Source organism: Microbacterium sp. NRRL B-14842, from assembly GCF_050470785.1.
The window spans coordinates 1,974,095-1,991,041 of sequence record NZ_JBFLUM010000001.1 but is presented as its reverse complement, the minus strand read 5'-3'; the positions used below and the strand labels follow the sequence as shown (position 1 = coordinate 1,991,041).

The 16,947-nt window shown below is 70.6% G+C and carries 15 protein-coding genes and 2 riboswitches; of the genes, 8 read left to right on the top strand and 7 right to left on the bottom strand.

What is annotated here, in order from left to right; translation table 11 throughout:
- Positions 1-16: 16 nt before the first annotated feature.
- Positions 17-2,092, top strand: coding sequence for an ABC transporter ATP-binding protein (locus AB1285_RS09835; protein WP_268777821.1), 2,076 nt, complete (start codon positions 17-19; stop codon positions 2,090-2,092).
- Positions 2,093-2,104: 12 nt separating this feature from the next.
- Here the strand turns inward: AB1285_RS09835 and AB1285_RS09830 are convergent, their stop codons facing one another.
- Genes AB1285_RS09830 through AB1285_RS09800 form a run of 7 tightly spaced genes read right to left on the bottom strand, consistent with a single transcriptional unit; the run spans position 2,105 to position 9,446 of the window.
- On the bottom strand, positions 2,105-2,878 hold the full coding sequence (locus AB1285_RS09830) for an SDR family NAD(P)-dependent oxidoreductase (RefSeq protein ID WP_136050923.1): 774 nt from the start codon (positions 2,876-2,878) through the stop codon (positions 2,105-2,107).
- A 22-nt stretch (positions 2,879-2,900) separates the two neighbouring features.
- Positions 2,901-3,848 (bottom strand): glycosyltransferase family 2 protein, encoded by a 948-nt coding sequence (locus AB1285_RS09825; RefSeq protein ID WP_370428694.1) that lies wholly within the window; start codon positions 3,846-3,848, stop codon positions 2,901-2,903.
- Between the two features lie 23 nt (positions 3,849-3,871).
- Positions 3,872-5,008, bottom strand: a complete 1,137-nt coding sequence (locus tag AB1285_RS09820) for a cysteine desulfurase family protein (RefSeq protein WP_363445824.1) — start codon at positions 5,006-5,008, stop codon at positions 3,872-3,874.
- Positions 5,009-5,012: 4 nt separating this feature from the next.
- Positions 5,013-5,864 carry a carboxylating nicotinate-nucleotide diphosphorylase gene (gene nadC, locus AB1285_RS09815; RefSeq protein WP_370428695.1) on the bottom strand — a complete coding sequence of 284 codons (852 nt, stop codon included), beginning with the start codon at positions 5,862-5,864 and terminating at the stop codon, positions 5,013-5,015.
- The gene (gene nadB, locus AB1285_RS09810) at positions 5,864-7,399 is read right to left on the bottom strand and encodes an L-aspartate oxidase (RefSeq protein ID WP_370428696.1); all 1,536 of its coding nucleotides are present in this window, start codon (positions 7,397-7,399) and stop codon (positions 5,864-5,866) included. Before nadB ends, nadC begins: the two co-directional genes overlap by 1 nt.
- Positions 7,396-8,733 (bottom strand): quinolinate synthase NadA, encoded by a 1,338-nt coding sequence (nadA, locus tag AB1285_RS09805; protein ID WP_370428697.1) that lies wholly within the window; start codon positions 8,731-8,733, stop codon positions 7,396-7,398. Before nadA ends, nadB begins: the two co-directional genes overlap by 4 nt.
- The gene (locus AB1285_RS09800) at positions 8,730-9,446 is read right to left on the bottom strand and encodes an NUDIX hydrolase (RefSeq protein ID WP_187663631.1); all 717 of its coding nucleotides are present in this window, start codon (positions 9,444-9,446) and stop codon (positions 8,730-8,732) included. The genes nadA and AB1285_RS09800 overlap by 4 nt, the downstream gene beginning before the upstream one ends.
- Positions 9,447-9,712: 266 nt before the next feature.
- On the opposite strand from AB1285_RS09800, the gene AB1285_RS09795 reads away from it, so the two are divergent.
- The 7 genes from AB1285_RS09795 (at position 9,713) to gcvH (ending at position 16,915) form a co-directional block, all read left to right on the top strand.
- The gene (locus tag AB1285_RS09795; RefSeq protein WP_187663632.1) at positions 9,713-11,413 is read left to right on the top strand and encodes an ABC transporter substrate-binding protein; all 1,701 of its coding nucleotides are present in this window, start codon (positions 9,713-9,715) and stop codon (positions 11,411-11,413) included.
- 43 nt (positions 11,414-11,456) lie between these two features.
- A complete protein-coding gene (locus tag AB1285_RS09790) occupies positions 11,457-12,452 on the top strand; it encodes an ABC transporter permease (RefSeq protein WP_268777761.1) in 996 nt (331 codons plus the stop codon).
- On the top strand, positions 12,445-13,425 hold the full coding sequence (locus AB1285_RS09785) for an ABC transporter permease (RefSeq protein ID WP_259962736.1): 981 nt from the start codon (positions 12,445-12,447) through the stop codon (positions 13,423-13,425). The genes AB1285_RS09790 and AB1285_RS09785 overlap by 8 nt, the downstream gene beginning before the upstream one ends.
- Positions 13,422-14,276, top strand: coding sequence for an ABC transporter ATP-binding protein (locus tag AB1285_RS09780; protein WP_370428698.1), 855 nt, complete (start codon positions 13,422-13,424; stop codon positions 14,274-14,276). Before AB1285_RS09785 ends, AB1285_RS09780 begins: the two co-directional genes overlap by 4 nt.
- Positions 14,273-15,130 carry an ABC transporter ATP-binding protein gene (locus tag AB1285_RS09775; protein ID WP_370428699.1) on the top strand — a complete coding sequence of 286 codons (858 nt, stop codon included), beginning with the start codon at positions 14,273-14,275 and terminating at the stop codon, positions 15,128-15,130. Before AB1285_RS09780 ends, AB1285_RS09775 begins: the two co-directional genes overlap by 4 nt.
- A gap of 49 nt (positions 15,131-15,179) precedes the next feature.
- Positions 15,180-15,274, top strand: a riboswitch (glycine riboswitch).
- A gap of 1 nt (position 15,275) precedes the next feature.
- A riboswitch (glycine riboswitch) is annotated at positions 15,276-15,374 on the top strand.
- A 51-nt stretch (positions 15,375-15,425) separates the two neighbouring features.
- Positions 15,426-16,541 (top strand): glycine cleavage system aminomethyltransferase GcvT, encoded by a 1,116-nt coding sequence (gene gcvT, locus AB1285_RS09770; RefSeq protein WP_370428700.1) that lies wholly within the window; start codon positions 15,426-15,428, stop codon positions 16,539-16,541.
- Positions 16,538-16,915: a glycine cleavage system protein GcvH gene (gcvH, locus tag AB1285_RS09765; RefSeq protein WP_060923660.1), complete on the top strand. Its 378-nt coding sequence runs from the start codon at positions 16,538-16,540 to the stop codon at positions 16,913-16,915. Before gcvT ends, gcvH begins: the two co-directional genes overlap by 4 nt.
- The last annotated feature ends 32 nt before the right edge of the window (positions 16,916-16,947 follow it).

Below are 16,947 nucleotides of genomic sequence, written 5' to 3'. Positions count from 1 at the left end.
CGCTGGCGCCATGAGCATGGGCGGGATGGGCGGTGGTCCGCGGGGCGGTTTCCGCGGCGTGGACGAGGACGCCCAGCGTCGGCTCAACGCGGAGGCCCCGAAGATCGACGGGCTCGGCACCCGGGTCGTCGCTCTGTTCAGCGCCTACCGGTGGCGCATCCTCTTCACCGGTGTCCTCGTGGTCCTCGGCGCGGGTATCGCGGTCATCCCGCCGCTCCTCGTGCAGCGCATCTTCGACGACGCCCTGTTCCCCGTCGACGGCGGCGGCCCCCACCTCTCCCTGCTCGGCGTGCTCGTCGGGGCGATGGTCGGCCTCTTCCTCTTCTCGGCGGTCCTCGGCGTCGCGCAGACCTGGCTCACGGCGACGGTCGGCAACAGCGTCACGGGCGATCTCCGGGTGCGGCTGTTCGAGCACCTGCAGGCGATGGAGCTCGGCTTCTTCACCCGGACGAAGACCGGGGTGATCCAGTCCCGGCTGCAGAACGACGTCGGCGGTGTCTCCGGCGTGCTGACGAACACCGTCACCAGCATCCTCGGCAACGCCGTCACGGTGATCGCCTCCCTCGTCGCGATGATCCTCATCGACTGGCGCCTCACCCTCATCGCGGTCGTGCTGATGCCCTTCCTCGTGCTCGTGCAGCGACGCGTGGGGCAGGTGCGGGCGCGCATCGCGGGGGAGACCCAGGAGTCGCTGTCCGAGTTGACCTCCATCACCCAGGAGACCCTGAGCGTCTCGGGCATGCTGCTGTCCAAGGCGTTCAACCGCCAGCGCACCGAGTCCGAGCGCTACCAGCAGGAGAACCGCAACCAGGTGCGCCTGCAGGTGCGCCGGGCCATGAGCGGCCAGGGCTTCTTCGCGGTCGTGCAGGTCATCATGGCGAGCGTGCCGGCCGTCATCTATCTGGTGTCCGGCTACCTCATCGCGGGCGGGACGGGAGCGATCACCGCGGGTACGATCGTGGCCTTCACGACGGTCCAGGCGCGGCTGCTCATGCCGCTCATGGGGCTCATGCGGGTCTCGCTCGATCTGCAGACCTCGTCCGCGCTGTTCGCCCGCATCTTCGAGTACCTCGACCTCGTACCGGAGATCACCGACGCCCCCGACGCGGTCACCGTCGCGCAGGCCCCTGGGCCGCGCGGACGCGTCGAGTTCCAGGACGTCGTGTTCCGCTATCCGGATGCCGCGGCCGACTCGCGCCCCACGCTGCACGGGGTCTCGTTCGTGGCCGAGCCCGGGCAGCACGTCGCCTTCGTCGGCCCGTCCGGCGCCGGCAAGACCACGATCCTCTATCTCGCCCCACGGCTGTACGAGGCCAAGGGCGGCGCGGTGCTGTTCGCAGGGGCGGACGTGCGCACGCTCACGCAGGAGTCGATCATCGACGACGTGGGCATCGTCTCCCAGGAGACCTACCTGTTCCACGCGACGATCCGGGAGAACCTCCGCTATGCAAAGCCCGATGCGACCGACGAGGAACTGGTCGCCGCCTGCACCGCGGCCAACATCCACCACATCATCGCGGGCTTCGAGAAGGGCTACGACACCGTCGTGGGGGAGCGCGGATACCGGCTCTCCGGCGGAGAGAAACAGCGGATCGCGATCGCCCGCGTGCTCCTGAAGGACCCGCCGGTGCTCCTGCTCGACGAGGCGACCTCCGCCCTGGACACCGTGTCCGAGCGCGTGGTGCAGGAAGCCCTCGACGAGGCGGCCAAGGGGCGCACGACCCTGTCGATCGCGCACCGCCTCTCGACGGTCATGGGGGCGGACGTCATCCATGTGCTGGAGGCCGGTCGCATCGTGGAGTCCGGCACCCACGCGGAGCTCCTCGCGCAGGGCGGCCTCTACGCCGAGCTGGCGGCACAGCAGGTGGCCGCGTCGCGTGTGCTGAACGCCGAGATCGAAGCAGAAGCCGAGGAGGAGGCCGCGATCCGTGGCGGTGTCGAGGAGGGCGTCGATGCTCCGCTCGCCGGGCGCCGTGCGGACCGCGAGCCGGAGGACTCCGCGGCGGCCGACGCCGTCGTGGCGCTCACGACCGGCGTACCGCTGCCGACGGCATCCAGCGCCGACGCCCGACCGCGCCCGACCGACGGCTGACGGCTTCGCGGGTCAGTGGACGGAGAGCCCGCCGTCGACGAACAGCGACTGGCCGGTGACATACGCCGAGCCGGGACCCGCGAGGAAGACCGCGGCCGCGGCGAAGTCCTCCGGGAGGCCGTTGCGTCCGACCATCGTCCGGGCCGCGAGGGCCGCGATCGTGGCGGGATCCTCCTGCAGGCGGGCGTTCAGGGGAGTGAGGACGAATCCCGGGACGAGGGTGTTGCTCGTCACACCGGTACCACCCCAGGCCTCGGCCTCCGAGCGCATGAGCGACTCGACCGCGCCCTTGGAGGCGCCGTACACCCCGCTGCCCACGAATGCCCGGTGCGCCTGCTGCGAGCTGATGTGGATGAGCCGCCCGTACCCGCGCGCAGCCATGCCCTGCGCCCAGCGCTGACCGAGAAGGAACGGGGCGAGCGCGTTGACGGTCATCGTCGCGTCCCAGTCCGCCTCGGTGATCTCGGCGTAGGGCGGACGGATGTTGATGCCGGCGGAGTTGACGAGGATGTCCGGCTCGCCGAAGGGGACGGCAGCGGCCTCCGCGACCGCGTGGATGCCGTCGCGGGAGCCCAGATCGCCGACGACGCCCGCGGCCCGGCACCCCTGCGCGTTCAGCTCCTCGACGGTCTCCGCGATGCGCTCCGCGCCGCGGGCGACGATCACCGTGGCCGCGCCGGCCCGGGCGAGCGCCGTCGCGATGCCGCGGCCGATGCCCGAGCTGCCGCCGGTCACGACCGCGGTGCGGCCGTCGAGCGCGAAGAGCGAGGAGAGGTAGTCGGTCATGCGGGGGTCCTTCCGGCGGGGCTCACCACGCGAGGGCGTCGGCGAGGGTGGGGTCGGGGCGGGCGTCGGCGAATTCGGGAAGGGCGCGCAGTTCGGCCAGGAACGCGGACACCTCCGCCGCGTAGGCGGGATCCGGGTGCGTGTCCGCGATCTCCCGGAGCGGAGCGACGTCCATCGCGAGGATGAGGTCGAGTCGAGCGGTCACGGCGGCGTGCGCGCCCGCCGCCTGCAGCACACGGATGCCGCCGCGGAGCGCAGCGAGGTAGTCGCGGAGCACGGGGAGCTGCGCCTTGCCCTGGGTGATCGAGGTGCCGTCCGCTCGGACGCGCCAGCGCACCACGACGTCAGGCAGCACGTCGAAGGCGCGCGCCCGGGTGTACATCGTCTGCGCGACGACCTGGTCCTCGTAGGCGACACCCTCGGGGAACCGCAGGTCGGACCACATCTCGGTGCGGCTCACCTTGGACCATGCGACGATGTTCGACACAGCCTGCGGATGCTCCGCGAGGGTGGTGCCGAGACGGCGAGGAGAGGTCGCCGCGGCCACCCACGGCTGTACGCGGCCGGGCACGTACCCTCGCCCCTGGGGACGCAGCCGCACGTAGGCACCGGCGGCGAAGTCGCTCTCCGTGCGTTCGAGCGTGCCCACGAGCGTCGAGAGGGCGTCCGGCATCAGCTCGTCATCCGCATCGAGGAAGCCCGTGAAGGGCGTGTCGACCCGCGCGAGGCCGACATTGCGCGCGGCGCCGAGCCCGACGGAAGCCTCATGCCGGATCAGGGTGAAGCGGGGATCCGTCGCGGCGGCGTCGGCGAAGATCGCTCCCGTGTCGTCGGTGGAGCCGTCGTCGATGAGGATCGCACGCCACCGCTCGTCCGTCTGCGCACGGAGGGAGTCGAGGGCGGAGGGGGCGAACGCGGCGATGTCGCGTCCGGGCACGATCAGCGTCACGATCGGGGCGGGGGCGGTCACTCCGCCGAGTCTAGGGCCGTCCGTCAGCCGCGGACCGCGTCGACCGCTTCCGCGACGAGTGCGGCGAGGCGCTCCGGAGCGTCCGCAGGGAGGGCCGAGCGCCCGAAGGTAAAGCGCACGGCCGTCTGGGCGACCTCCGGGGCGATGCCGCACGCGAGCAGCACGGGGGAGGGCTCGTCGCTGCCGGCGGCGCAGGCGGAGCCGCTGGACGAGATCACCCCGCGGCGCTCCAGCTCCAGCAGCACCGCCTCGCCGCTCACGCCGGCGATCGTGAAGCTCGCCGTCGCGGGGAGCCGCTGCGTGGGATGCCCCGTGAGTGCGGCCACGGGCACGCGGCGCTGCACCTCGGCGATGAAACGCGCCGTCGCGGCCTCCACCCGGGTCGCGGTGTCTTCGCGCTCCCGCTCGGCGAGATCCAGTGCCGTCGCCAGGCCCACCGCTCCCGCGACGTCGACGGTGCCGGACCGCCGCCCACGCTCCTGGCCGCCGCCGTGCAGGAGCGGTTCCAGAGGGAGGCGTCCGCGGACGACGAGCGCCCCGGTGCCCTTGGGAGCGCCGAGCTTGTGCCCGGCGATCGACACCGCGTCGGCATGCAGCTCGTGCAGCGGCAGCCAGCCGGCCGACTGCACGGCGTCGACGTGGAGGGGCACGCGGCGGGCGTGGACGACCTCGCGGAGCGCCGCGATGTCCTGGACGGTGCCGATCTCGTTGTTCGCGTGTCCGAGGGACACGACGGCCGTGTCGTCGGTGAGCGCCGTGTCGAGGGCGTCCGGCGTGATCCGTCCGGTGCCGTCGACGGCGGGCATCGCGACCGTCACCCCGTGGAACCGCGCGAGGTACGCCGCCGACTCCCGGATCGACTCGTGCTCGATGGGGGACACGACGACGCGCCGCCGGCCGGAGGCGAGCGCTCCCAGGGCGAGTCCCTTCACGGCGAGGTTGTTCGCCTCCGTGCCGCCGCCGGTGAAGACGACATCCCCTGCCCGCGTCCCGAACACGCGGGCCACCCGGGCGCGGGCGTCCTCCAGCGCGCGCGCCGCGGTCTCGCCCGCGGTGTGGTGGCTGGCGGGGTTGCCGAACACCTCGGTGAGGAAGGGCTCCATGGCCGCCCGCACCTCGGGGCGTACCGGAGACGTCGCGGCGTGGTCGAGGTACAGCACGGACTCAGTCGATCCGGAGGTCGAGTCCGAGGTCCAGCGCCCGCGCGGAGTGCGTGAGGGCTCCGACCGAGATCACATCCACCCCGGTCTCGGCGATGGCGCGGACGGTGGTCAGCTCGACGCCGCCCGAGGCCTCCACGGTGGCGCGCTCGCCGATGAGCGCCACGCCGGCGCGCAGATCGTCGAGGGAGAAATTGTCCAGGAGCACGGTATGGGCGCCGCCGTCGAGCACCGCAGGGATCTGGTCGAGACGGTCGACCTCGACGACGACGTGGGCGGTGTGCGGCAGCCGCGAGAGTGCCTCGCGGAGAGCCGTCGCGAGATCGAGCCCGGACCTCTGGAGCACTGCGAGGTGGTTGTCCTTCGCCATGACCGCGTCGGAGAGCGAGTACCGATGGTTCCGCCCGCCGCCGGACACGACCGCGTGCCGCTCGAACGCCCGCAGACCGGGCGTGGTCTTGCGGGTGTCGGCGATGCGCGCCCGCGTTCCCTCGACTTCGCGGACGTAGGCGGCGGTGAGCGTCGCGATGCCCGACATCCGCTGCGCGAAGTTCAACGCGGCGCGTTCGGCGGTGAGCACAGCGCGGGCCGGCCCTGTCACGGTGGCCAGCACGTCGGAAGCCGTGAAGGCATCGCCGTCGCCCACGTGCAGGTCGACCGTGACGTCCGGGTCGGTGAGGATGAACGCGGCGGCGAACACCTCGCCGCCGCTGAAGACCCCGTCCTCGCGGGCGACGAGGTCGGCCGTGGCCGTCGTCTCCGCGGGGAGCAGGGTGGTGCTGGTGAGGTCGCCCCAGGGGGCGTCCTCCTCGAGCGCGGCTCCGACGACGCGGTGCAGGGTGGCGTGGGTGAGCATCAGGCGGTCTCCAGGATCGACGGGTGTGCCATGGTCGGTGCGTCGGGGGCGGGATCATCGCGGTGATGGGCGCCGACCGAGGCCGGGCGTGCCAGGGCGGCACGAAGGGTGGCGTCGGCGACCAGCAGCAGATTCCGGTCCTCGTACGTGCGCACGTCGACCGCAGGAGGCAACCCGACGGCCCACCCGCGCACGATGCGGAGAGCGCGGTGCAGGCCGGATCCGTTCCGCCGCAGGCCGACCTCGTCCCACAGCAGCCGCTGCAGAGCCGCGCGGTCGAACGGGGGGAGGGGCTCCGGTGCGACATCCGCGTCCGCCGCGTCTGTCCCGTCCGTCGGTGACGGACACGGGGTGATGTCGACGGCAGCGGTGGGCCATGGCTCGTCCAGCGCGGCGGCGGCCCTGGCTCCGAACACGGCTCCTTCGAGGAGCGAGTTGGAGGCGAGCCGGTTGGCTCCGTGCACTCCTGTCCGGGCGATCTCGCCGGCGGCGTACAGCCCCGGGATGGTGGTCCGTCCGTGCCGGTCGGTGACGACGCCGCCCATGAGGTAGTGCGCGGCGGGGGTCACCGGCAGCGGCTCCCGGGACCAGTCGAAACCGCGGTCGCGCGTCATGCGGTCGATGGTCGGGAAGCGGCGGGCGAGCGCATCGGCCCCCAGCCCGGTGGCATCGAGGTGCACAGGCGTCCCCTGCCGGGCTGCCTGCCCGGCGATGGCCCGGGCGACGACGTCGCGCGGGGCGAGCTCCCCGTCGGGGTGGCTGTCGAACACGAACCGTCGTCCGTCGCTGTCGCGGAGCACGGCTCCCTCACCGCGGACGGCTTCGGACAGGAGGAAGACCCGGACGCCGGGGAGGGTGGTCGGGTGGAACTGCACGAACTCCAGGTCGGCGATGGCGGCGCCGGCGCGCAGAGCCGCCGCGATGCCGTCGCCGGTCGTCTCGATCGGATTGGTCGTGTGCGCGTAGAGCTGCCCTGCCCCGCCCGTGGCGAGGATCACGGCGTCGGCCCGGATCTCGACCGCGGCGCCCTCGCGGAGGACCGTGATCCCGCGGATCCGTCCCGCCTCGACGATCAGATCGAGGAGCATCGTCCGCTCGCGGACGGACATCGGCGTGCGCTGAACGGCCGCGCACAGCGCCGCGGAGATCGCGGCCCCGGTCGCGTCGCCCCCGGCGTGGAGGATGCGGGCATGGGTGTGCGCCGCCTCCCGCCCGCGGGCGAGGGCACCGCCCGGCGCCCGGTCGAAGGCGACGCCGCGGGCCAGGAGCTCGGCGATCCGGGCGGCGCCGTCCGCCACGAGCGCGTCGACGGCGGCCGGATCGCACAGACCCGCTCCGGCGCTGATCGTGTCGGCGGCATGCGCCGCCGGTCCGTCGCCCGGCCCGTAGCCGCCGGCCACGCCGCCCTGCGCGAGCGGCGTGCATCCGCCCCCGAGCGCGCTCTTCGTCACGAGCGTCACGGCATGCCCGATCTCGTGCGCGTGCAGCGCGGCGGTGAGTCCGGCGATCCCGGAGCCGACGACGACGACGTTCATCGTGCCCCGGCGGCCACCGGCGGCTTGGCGGCGAGCATCCGCTCGAGCGCGAGGCGAGCCGGGGCGGCGACGTCAGGGGAGACCGTGATGCGGTTCGGGGTGCGGCCGGCGACCAGCTCCTCCAGCACCCACGCGAGGTAGCCGGGGTGGATGCGGTACATGGTCGAGCACGGGCAGACGACCGGGTCGAGGCAGAAGATCCGGTGCTGCGGGTACTGCGCGGCCAGGCGGCGCACGAGGTTGATCTCGGTCCCGACCGCGAACGTCGTCGGCTCCGTGGCCTCGGCGATGGCGCGGCGGATGTACTCCGTGGAGCCGGCCGCATCGGCCGCGTCGACGACCTTCATCGGGCACTCCGGATGCACGATCACGCGGACCCCCGGGTGCTCCGCGCGGGCCTGGTCGATCTGCGCCACGGTGAACCGCCGGTGCACGGAGCAGAAGCCGTGCCAGAGGATCACCTCCGCGTCGACGAGCTCCTCCGGGGTGGAGCCGCCGAGCGCTCGCCGCGGGTTCCACATCGGCATCCGGTCGAGCGGCACCCCCATGGCCTTCGCGGTGTTCCGACCCAGATGCTGGTCGGGGAAGAAGAGCACGCGACGGCCGCGGGCGAAGGCCCACTCCAGCACCGTGGCGGCGTTCGACGAGGTGCACACGATGCCGCCGTGCCGCCCGACGAAGCCCTTGATCGCCGCGGAGGAATTCATGTAGGTGACGGGGATCACCGGCACGCGGCCGTCGGAGTCGGGGGTGTCGAGGTCGCCCAGCACGTCGGCGAGCTGCTCCCAGCACTCCTCCACCTGGTCGATGTCGGCCATGTCCGCCATGGAGCACCCGGCGGCGAGATTCGGCAGGATCACGGCCTGGTCGGGCTGCGACAGGAGGTCGGCGGTCTCGGCCATGAAGTGCACGCCGCAGAAGACGATCGCCTCCGCATCCGGCCGCATCGTGGCGGCGGTGGCGAGCTGGAACGAGTCACCCACCTCGTCCGCATGGGTCACGACCTCCTCGCGCTGGTAGAAGTGGCCGAGGATCACCACCCGGTCTCCGAGGGTCGCCTTGGCCGCCTCGATGCGCCGGTGGAGCTCGGCTTCGTCCGCCTCGCGGTAGGCGGCGGGGAGCTCCCCCTGCCGGGGAGCCCCGGTCGGGATGACGTCGCCCATGGAGGATCCGGGCCCGTACCCGGGGCGCGTGTCGAAGTCCCACGGGCCGACGGCGAGGTCGGTGGTGCACGTAGCGTCGGTGGAGGCTCCACCGACGATGGCCTGGATCGCGTGATCGACGGACGGGTCGGCCGCAGGGACCACGGGGGTCGGGATGAAGGTGATGCTCATCGGGTTCTCGTTTCCTCGGGGCGGAGCGGGCCGCGGTCGGCGAGCTCGACGTCGGTGTCGTCGCGGTACAGGCGGGCCGGGCGGTGGCTGCCCGTGCGGAAGCGGTCGGTGCGGGTGAGGTTGCCCGCGGCCTCGACCTGCCGCCGGAAGTTCGCAGGGTCCAGTGGGCGCCCGAGGATCGACTCGTACGCCTCCCGCAGCTCGGCGAGCGTGAACTCGGCGGGCAGGAAGCCCTGGGCCACGCGGCTGTAGCCGACCTTGTTGCGGAGGCGCCAGAGCGCGTACTCGATGATCTCGTGATGATCGAAGGCGAGTGCGGGCAGGCCGTCGACATCGAACCACTCCACGTTCTCCGGCGCGCGACCGGATGCCCGATGCGCGGTGATCTGGGCTTCGACGTCGTCCTGACGCAGCAGTGCCCAGTACACGATCGAGACGACCCGCGTGGGGGAGCGGTCGACGGCGCCGAAGGCGTAGAGCTGCTCCAGGTAGGTGGGCGCAAGGCCCGTCGTCTCGGCGAGTGTCCGGGCCGCGGCGTCGACCGGCGACTCCTCGGGGGTGAGCCACCCGCCGGGAAGCGCCCATCGCTCTGCGAACGGCTCGCGGGTACGGCGGACGAGGGGGAGTGCGAGAACGGGAGGACCGTCGTCACCGCGGCGCAGCGTGAGGATCACCGTCGAGACGGCGACGCGGATGTCCGCACTTCGAGTCATATGCACCTTAACCTCCGCAGCCGATCTTAGTGTCATGACGACCTTTAGTGCGGGCATATGACGCGCAGGAGTGTCGAGTCCGAAACGTTATCTCCTGCCCGCAGGAAGGCTTGTTCCCCCGGAGCGGGTTTGTTAGGTTACTGTCCTAACAAACCCCTTCGAGGGCGGCCCGCAGGCCACCTCCCGGGGTTCCCGTGAACCCCGCCCGGGGTTCGGCTCCAACCGGAGAATCCCTCCTGCAGTGCAGCACCGAGAGGAAATGAAGAATGATCCGTAACGGAAAGCGCAAGATCGCGCTCACGGCGGTCGCGGGGGCCTCGGTCCTCGCCCTGGGCCTGACGGCCTGTGGTGGCGGCGGCGGTGACGGCGACGAGGGCGGCAACGCGTCCAGCGACCGTGCCCTCCGCGTCTGGGCCGGCAGCACGACGCCGATCACGACGAACTACAACCCGTTCGCCCCGAACGTGCTCCACGGCGCACTCGGCCCGATCTACGAGCCGCTGTTCTTCTACAACAAGACCAAGGACGAGGAGCCCATCGGCCTCATCGGCGAGTCCTTCGAGTACAACGAAGACGGCACGCAGATCACGGTGAAGATCAAGCCCGACCTGAAGTGGAGCGACGGCGAGCCGCTCACGGCCGCGGACGTGGCCTTCACCTTCCTGTACGAGGCGAACAACCCCGAGGGCAACCAGCTGGTCTCCGCCGAGGCCACCGACGACACCACGGTCGTGCTCACCTACGGCATCGCGCAGTACACCACGGAGTTCCAGCGGATGGGGTCGAGCTACATCCTCCCCGAGCACATCTGGAAGGACGTCGACGACTTCGCGAACTTCACGAACGAGGAGCCGGTCGGGTCGGGCCCGTACGTCGTGGACAAGACCACGAGCGAGTCCTACACGCTGGTCGCCAACGAGAACTACCGCGGCGCCGACGAGCTGGCCATCAAGAAGGTCCAGTACATCGCGGTCGACAACAACCAGACCGCGCAGGATCTGGTGACGGCGGGTGAGCTGGACTGGACCGGCATGTTCATCCCGAACCCGGACGACGCGACCGCCAACGGCAAGATCGAGTGGATCAACACGCCGCAGGACCCGACCGTCCTCTACACCTGCTCGAACGCCGAGCTCGGCTGCACGGGCCCGCAGACGGACGTGGCGGTCCGGCAGGCGCTGAACGTCGCCGTCGACCGCGCCACCATCAAGGACAAGGCGTTCGTCGGTCTCACCGCCGACGTCTCGCCCGCCTACACGCTGCTCCCGCGCGATGAGAAGTGGCTCACCGACGACGCGTACGAGGTCAGCCCGCAGGAGGCCAACGTCGAGGAGGCCGCGTCCATCCTCGAGGCTGCCGGCTACACCAAGGGCTCCTCCGGGATCTACGAGAAGGACGGCGCGCCCGTCGAGCTCAGCCTGATCTCGGTCGACGGCTGGACGGACTACAACGACGCCGCGAAGCTCATCGCCGAGCAGGCCGAGGCTGCGGGCATCAAGATCACCGCGTCGACCGTGCAGTGGCAGGAGTTCGTCGACGCCCGCCAGTCCGGCGAGTTCCAGCTGATCGTCGGCGGCGTGGTCGGCACGACCATCGCCGACCCGTTCCAGATCTACCGCGACTGGTTCGGTGGCACCGAGGTGCAGTCCACCAGCCCCGTCGGCACCGAGATCCCCCCGGGGCGCTGGAACTTCAGCCGCTACAACAACCCGACCGTCGATGCGGCCATCCAGCAGGCCATCAGCACCGAGGACGAGGCGGAGCGCAAGGAGCTCTACGCCACGATCCAGGACGCGATCGTCACTGACGTGCCCTACATCCCGCTCGTGATCAACGCCACGCAGACCTTCTACAACACGAAGGACTACACCGGTTGGCCGACCGAGGAGAACCTCTACGCGTTCCCGCCCTCCTGGGGTGCGATCGCGGCCGGGTACGTGCTGACGCAGATCAAGCCCGCCGGCTGAGTCTCGAGAGGAGCAGGGGAAGCAGGAAGTCAGGACAGGTGACATGAAGTTCTATGCACGAAGGATCGGGTTCTACGCGTTCACGCTGTGGGCCGCGATCTCCATCAACTTCCTGCTTCCCCGGCTCATGCCGGGGGATCCCGCCGACATCATGATCGCGAAGATGCAGCGGGCCGGCGGAGAGGTCTCCGAGACCACCATCCGCAACATCAAGCTCCTGCTCGGCGGTGATGATGCGTCCCTCTGGGAGCAGTACCTCGCGTACTGGGGACGCATGCTCCGCGGCGATCTCGGGGTGTCGGTGACCAAGTTCCCCACCCCGGTGTCGGAGCTGATCGCCGGCGCCCTGCCGTGGACGCTGGTGCTCGTCGGCACCGCCACGGTCATCTCCTTCCTGCTCGGCGTCGTTCTCGGCGCGTGGGCCGGGTGGAAGCGCGGCACCTGGGTCGACCACCTCATCCCGGCGACCACCGTCCTGCAATCCATCCCGTACTTCTGGCTCGCGCTCGTCCTCATCGCCGTCTTCGCCGTCGGTCTGGGATGGTTCCCGATGTTCGGCGGGTATGACGTCTTCGACTTCCCGGACGGCCCGGAGCCGACCTGGGCGTTCTTCTCCGACGCCGTCACCCACTCGCTCCTTCCCGCGATCACGATCGTGATCAGCTCGGTGGGCGGTTGGATGTTCGGCATGCGCAACATGATGGTCTCCACGCTCGCCGAGGACTACGTCCTCACCGCTGAGGCGAAGGGACTGCGGCCGCGGCGCATCATGACGACGTACGCCGCGCGGAACGCCGCCATCCCGTCGATCGCGGGCTTCTCGATCACCCTCGGCTTCGTCGTCGCCGGCTCCATCGTCATGGAGCAGGTGTTCACCTACCCGGGTGTCGGCAAGCTCATGTTCCAGGCCGTCACCAACAACGACTACGCGCTGATGCAGGGGCTGTTCCTCGTGATCACCCTCACGGTGCTCGTCGCCAACTTCTTCATGGACCTCGTCTATGGCTTCATCGACCCGAGGGCTCGCCAGAATGTCTGACACGAAGAACCCGCTCCTCGTGGAGGAGTCGCCCACCGTCGCCCCCGAGGGCACCGTCGCTCTGGCCACCCAGCGTCAGGAACGCAGACGTCGCCGCATCCTGCCCAGCACCTCGCCGAAGTTCATCGTCGGTGCCGTGCTCGTGCTCGCCATCGTGCTCTTCGCGATCATCGCGCCGTTCTTCACGCAGAACCCGCGCAGCACCGACAACCCCGCCCTCGCCGCGCCGTCGGCGGAGCACTGGCTGGGCACGACCAAGCTCGGCAACGACGTGCTCGCGCAGCTCGCGATCGGAGCGCAGGGGTCGCTGCTCATCGGCGTCACGGCCGGCGGCATCGCCATCGTGCTCTCGCTCCTCTTCGGTGTCCTGGCCGGGTACCTCGGCGGCTGGCGGGAGGACGTCCTCGCGCTCCTGACCAACGTCATGATCGTCATCCCCGGACTGCCGCTGGTCATGGTGATCGCATCCTTCGTGCCGCAGCGCAGCTGGCAGCTCGTCGCCTTCGTCCTCGGCATCACCTCCTGGGCCGGAGCGGCGTACGTGCTGCGGCTGCAGACCCGCTCGCTCCGCACCCGCGACTACGTGTACGCGTCGAAGGTGGCGGGGGAGAAGTCCCTCCGGGTGATCCTCGTCGAGATCATGCCGAACCTGCTCCCGCTGCTGACCGCGCAGTTCCTGTTCGCGATCATCTTCGCCATCCTCGGCGAGGCGGGGCTCTCCTACCTCGGCCTCGGCCCGAACTCCTCGATCACCTGGGGCTCGATCCTCAACGACGCACAGTCGGGTCAGGCCCTCGGCCGCGGTGCCTGGTGGTGGTTCGTGCCGCCGGGCATCATGATCGCGATCCTCGGCGCGGGACTCGCGCTGATCAACTTCGCCATCGACGAGGTCATCAACCCGAAGCTGCGCAACGCGCCCGATGCGGCCCGTCGTCTGCGCAAGGCCGCGAAGGAGAAGGGGGTCACCGCATGAGCGACGCCGTGCTCACCGCCAGGAACGTCTCGATCGAGTACGAGGTCGATCCGCCCGTCAAAGCCGTCCGCGATGTCTCGCTCACCCTCCACCGCGGCGAGATCCTCGGACTCGCGGGGGAGTCGGGCTGCGGCAAGACCACTCTCGCCTACGGGATGAACCGACTGCTCAAGGCACCGGCTCTGATGACCGGCGGCGAGATCGTGTTCCACGACCGCGACGGCCACGACATCGACGTCGTCGGGCTCGACGGCGACGGGCTGCGCGCATTCCGCTGGGACAAGATCTCGATGGTCTTCCAGGGGGCCATGAACTCCCTCAACCCGGTCATCTCGGTCCGCGCGCAGATCTTCGACATCTTCGACACCCATCGTCCCGGAATGTCCAAGAAGGCCAAGCAGGAGCGCGCCGAGGAGCTGCTCACGCTCGTCGGCGTCGATCCGGGACGGTTGACGAGCTTCCCGCACGAGCTCTCCGGCGGCATGCGCCAGCGCATGATGATCGCGATGGCGCTGGCACTCGACCCGCAGGTCATGATCATGGACGAGCCCACCACGGCGCTCGACGTGGTCGTGCAGCGCGGCATCATCCGGGAGATCATGCGTCTGCGGGAGAAGCTCGGGTTCGCCGTCATCATCATCACCCACGACCTGCCCATGCTCATCGAGATCAGCGACCGCATCGCCGTCATGCTGCAGGGACGGATCGTCGAGCAGGGCACGGCCGAGGAGATCTACCGCAACCCGCAGCACGAGTACACCCAGCGGCTGCTGTCGAGCTTCCCGTCCCTCACGGGCGAGCGGGGCGACTTCGTCCGCAGCGGCGGCGTGAACCAGGAGGTCATCCGATGAGCGTGGACGGGACGAGGCGTGCGGGCACCCTCGAGGCGAGGAACCTCGTCAAGGACTTCCACCTGCGGTCGGGGTTCCGCACGAGTGTGCTGCACGCGGTGAAGGACGTGTCGTTCACCCTGGAGGCGGGGCGGACCACGGCCCTCGTCGGCGAGTCCGGGTCGGGGAAATCCACCATCGCCCGGATGCTGATGAAGCTGGAGACGCCGACCTCGGGGAGCATCCTCCTGGACGGCGAGGAATCCGGCACGCGGGGCTCGGCCCTGGAGCGCTACCGGTCGGACGTGCAGATGGTCTTCCAGGACCCGTTCGCCTCGCTGAATCCCTTCCACACGATCGTGCACCACCTGGAGCGTCCGATCCGGCTCCACCACCCGAAGCTCGACAGCCGCGAGGTGCGGGCGCGGGCGATCGAGCTGCTGGAGCGCGTGCGGCTCGCTCCGGGGGAGAGCTTCGCCGAACGGCGCCCGCACGAGCTCTCCGGTGGGCAGCGGCAGCGCGTGGCGATCGCGCGGGCCCTCGCCCCCGGTGCCCGGTTCATCGTGGCGGACGAGCCGGTGTCGATGCTCGACGTGTCGATCCGGCTCGGCGTGCTCAACCTGCTCGCCGAGCTGCAGCGCGAGGAGAACCTCGGCGTCCTCTACATCACACACGATCTGGCGACCGCGCGGCACTTTTCCGACGACATCATGGTGCTCTTCCAGGGCGATGTCGTGGAGCGGGGAACGGCCGACGAGGTGATCCTGAACCCGCAGCACGAGTACACCAAGACGCTCCTGGCGGCGGCACCCGAACCGGAGAACCTCGGCAGGCTCCGTGACGAGGTCAGGGCGGAGCTCGCCCTGGGCTCCTGAGGGGGCGGGGGAGACCGCTAGACTGAACCCACAATCGAAGACAGGCCGAACGACCGACGCGGGAGAGCCCCGGCGCATGCAGCCGGGCACCGAAGGAGCAAGCCTCCCCGCCAATCTCTCAGGTACGCGTACCGCGGAGGTCCGGCCGCTCTGAAAAGCGATCTCGAGCACCGGGGGATCCGCCGACGGTGAAAGCCCTGTGCACGCGCGCGGGCGAAGCTCTCAGGCCCATGACAGAGGGGGAGTTCCCAGGGACGACGTCGTCGTCCCGCCCGACCCAGCCCGGGAGAACTCCATGTCCGACCCCCGCTACACCCCGTTGCGCGAGCGCCATGAGGCGCTCGGCGCCTCCTTCACCGATTTCGGCGGCTGGCAGATGCCGGTGCGCTACACGTCCGACCTCGCCGAACACCACGCGGTGCGGCAGGCGGCGGGCGTCTTCGACATCTCGCACATGGCGGAGTTCACGGTCCGCGGCACCGGTGCCGCGGCGTTCCTCGACTACGCCCTCGCCGGACGGCTGTCCGCGCTCGCGGTCGGCAAGGCGAAGTACTCGCTGCTGCTGACGCCTCAGGGCGGCATCGTCGACGATGTGATCGTCTACCGCCTGGCGGACGACGACTTCCTCATCATCTCCAACGCGGGCAACCGCGAGGCCGTGCGTCAGGCACTCACCGAGCGGGTGGCGGACGCCGACGCGGGCCCCGTGGAGGTCGCGGACGTCTCGGACGACTACGCGCTGATCGCCGTGCAGGGCCCTCGGGCCGAGGAGATCCTCGCGGCGACGGAGGGCATCGCCGACGTCAGCGTCCCGTGGGCGGAGCAGAAGTACTACGCGTGGGCGACCGCGTCTTTCGAGGGGGAGCCGCTGCTCCTCGCCCGCACCGGCTACACCGGAGAGGACGGCTTCGAACTCCTCGTCCCGGCCGCCCACGCGACCGCGCTGTGGGACGCGGTGCTCGACGCCGGCACTCCGCACGGTCTGGTTCCCGCCGGCCTCGCCGCCCGCGACACGCTCCGGCTGGAGGCCGGCATGCCGCTGTACGGCCATGAGCTCAGCCTCGCCACCGCACCCGCCCAGGCCGGCCTCGGCCGCGTCGTGGTCGCCGCGAAGGACAGTTTCGTCGGCAAGGACGCGCCGGCGCCCGCCGACGACGCCCGGATCCTCGTCGGCCTGACGGCGGAGGGGCGACGCGCCGGCCGTGCCGGCTACGCGGTCGTCGACGCCGACGGCACCCCGATCGGAGAGATCACCAGCGGCGCCCTGAGCCCGACGCTCGGCCACCCCATCGCGATGGCCTTCGTCGACCCTTCTTCCGCAGAGGAGGGAACCGCAGTATTCCTTGATGTGCGGGGGACCCGCATCCCCGCGACCGTGACCGCCCTGCCTTTCTACCGGAGGACAAAATGACCGACCTCAGCGCACTCCGCTACACCGACGAGCACGAGTGGATCGCCGGTGATGGCGACACCGTCACCATCGGCATCACCGACTACGCCGCCGAGAAGTTGGGGGACGTCGTCTTCGTCGAACTCCCCGCCGTCGGCACCGAGCTGACCGCCGGCTCCGTCGTCGGCGAGATCGAGTCCACCAAGTCGGTCGGGGAGCTCTACGCCCCGGTCGCAGGCACGGTCGTCGAGATCAACGACGCCGTCGTCGACGACCCCTCGCTCGTCAACGCCGAGCCGTTCGAGGGCGGCTGGCTGCTCAAGGTGTCCGTCGCCGCCGGCGCGCTGGACGGACTGCTGGACCGCGACGCCTACGTCGCACTCACGGAGGGCTGATCCGGAAGTGGTTGCATTCGCCGATCGTCACA

Excerpts from the sequence above, each read along its gene's own strand:
- AB1285_RS09785 (WP_259962736.1), top strand. The coding sequence starts at position 12,445 with ATGTCTGACACGAAGAACCCGCTCCTCGTGGAGGAGTCGCCCACCGTC.
- AB1285_RS09830 (WP_136050923.1), bottom strand. The coding sequence starts at position 2,878 with ATGACCGACTACCTCTCCTCGCTCTTCGCGCTCGACGGCCGCACCGCG.
- nadB (WP_370428696.1), bottom strand. The coding sequence starts at position 7,399 with ATGAACGTCGTCGTCGTCGGCTCCGGGATCGCCGGACTCACCGCCGCG.
- AB1285_RS09790 (WP_268777761.1), top strand. The coding sequence starts at position 11,457 with ATGAAGTTCTATGCACGAAGGATCGGGTTCTACGCGTTCACGCTGTGG.
- AB1285_RS09780 (WP_370428698.1), top strand. The coding sequence starts at position 13,422 with ATGAGCGACGCCGTGCTCACCGCCAGGAACGTCTCGATCGAGTACGAG.
- nadC (WP_370428695.1), bottom strand. The coding sequence starts at position 5,864 with ATGCTCACCCACGCCACCCTGCACCGCGTCGTCGGAGCCGCGCTCGAG.
- AB1285_RS09775 (WP_370428699.1), top strand. The coding sequence starts at position 14,273 with ATGAGCGTGGACGGGACGAGGCGTGCGGGCACCCTCGAGGCGAGGAAC.
- gcvT (WP_370428700.1), top strand. The coding sequence starts at position 15,426 with ATGTCCGACCCCCGCTACACCCCGTTGCGCGAGCGCCATGAGGCGCTC.
- AB1285_RS09800 (WP_187663631.1), bottom strand. The coding sequence starts at position 9,446 with ATGACTCGAAGTGCGGACATCCGCGTCGCCGTCTCGACGGTGATCCTC.
- AB1285_RS09835 (WP_268777821.1), top strand. The coding sequence starts at position 17 with ATGGGCGGGATGGGCGGTGGTCCGCGGGGCGGTTTCCGCGGCGTGGAC.
- nadA (WP_370428697.1), bottom strand. The coding sequence starts at position 8,733 with ATGAGCATCACCTTCATCCCGACCCCCGTGGTCCCTGCGGCCGACCCG.
- AB1285_RS09795 (WP_187663632.1), top strand. The coding sequence starts at position 9,713 with ATGATCCGTAACGGAAAGCGCAAGATCGCGCTCACGGCGGTCGCGGGG.
- gcvH (WP_060923660.1), top strand. The coding sequence starts at position 16,538 with ATGACCGACCTCAGCGCACTCCGCTACACCGACGAGCACGAGTGGATC.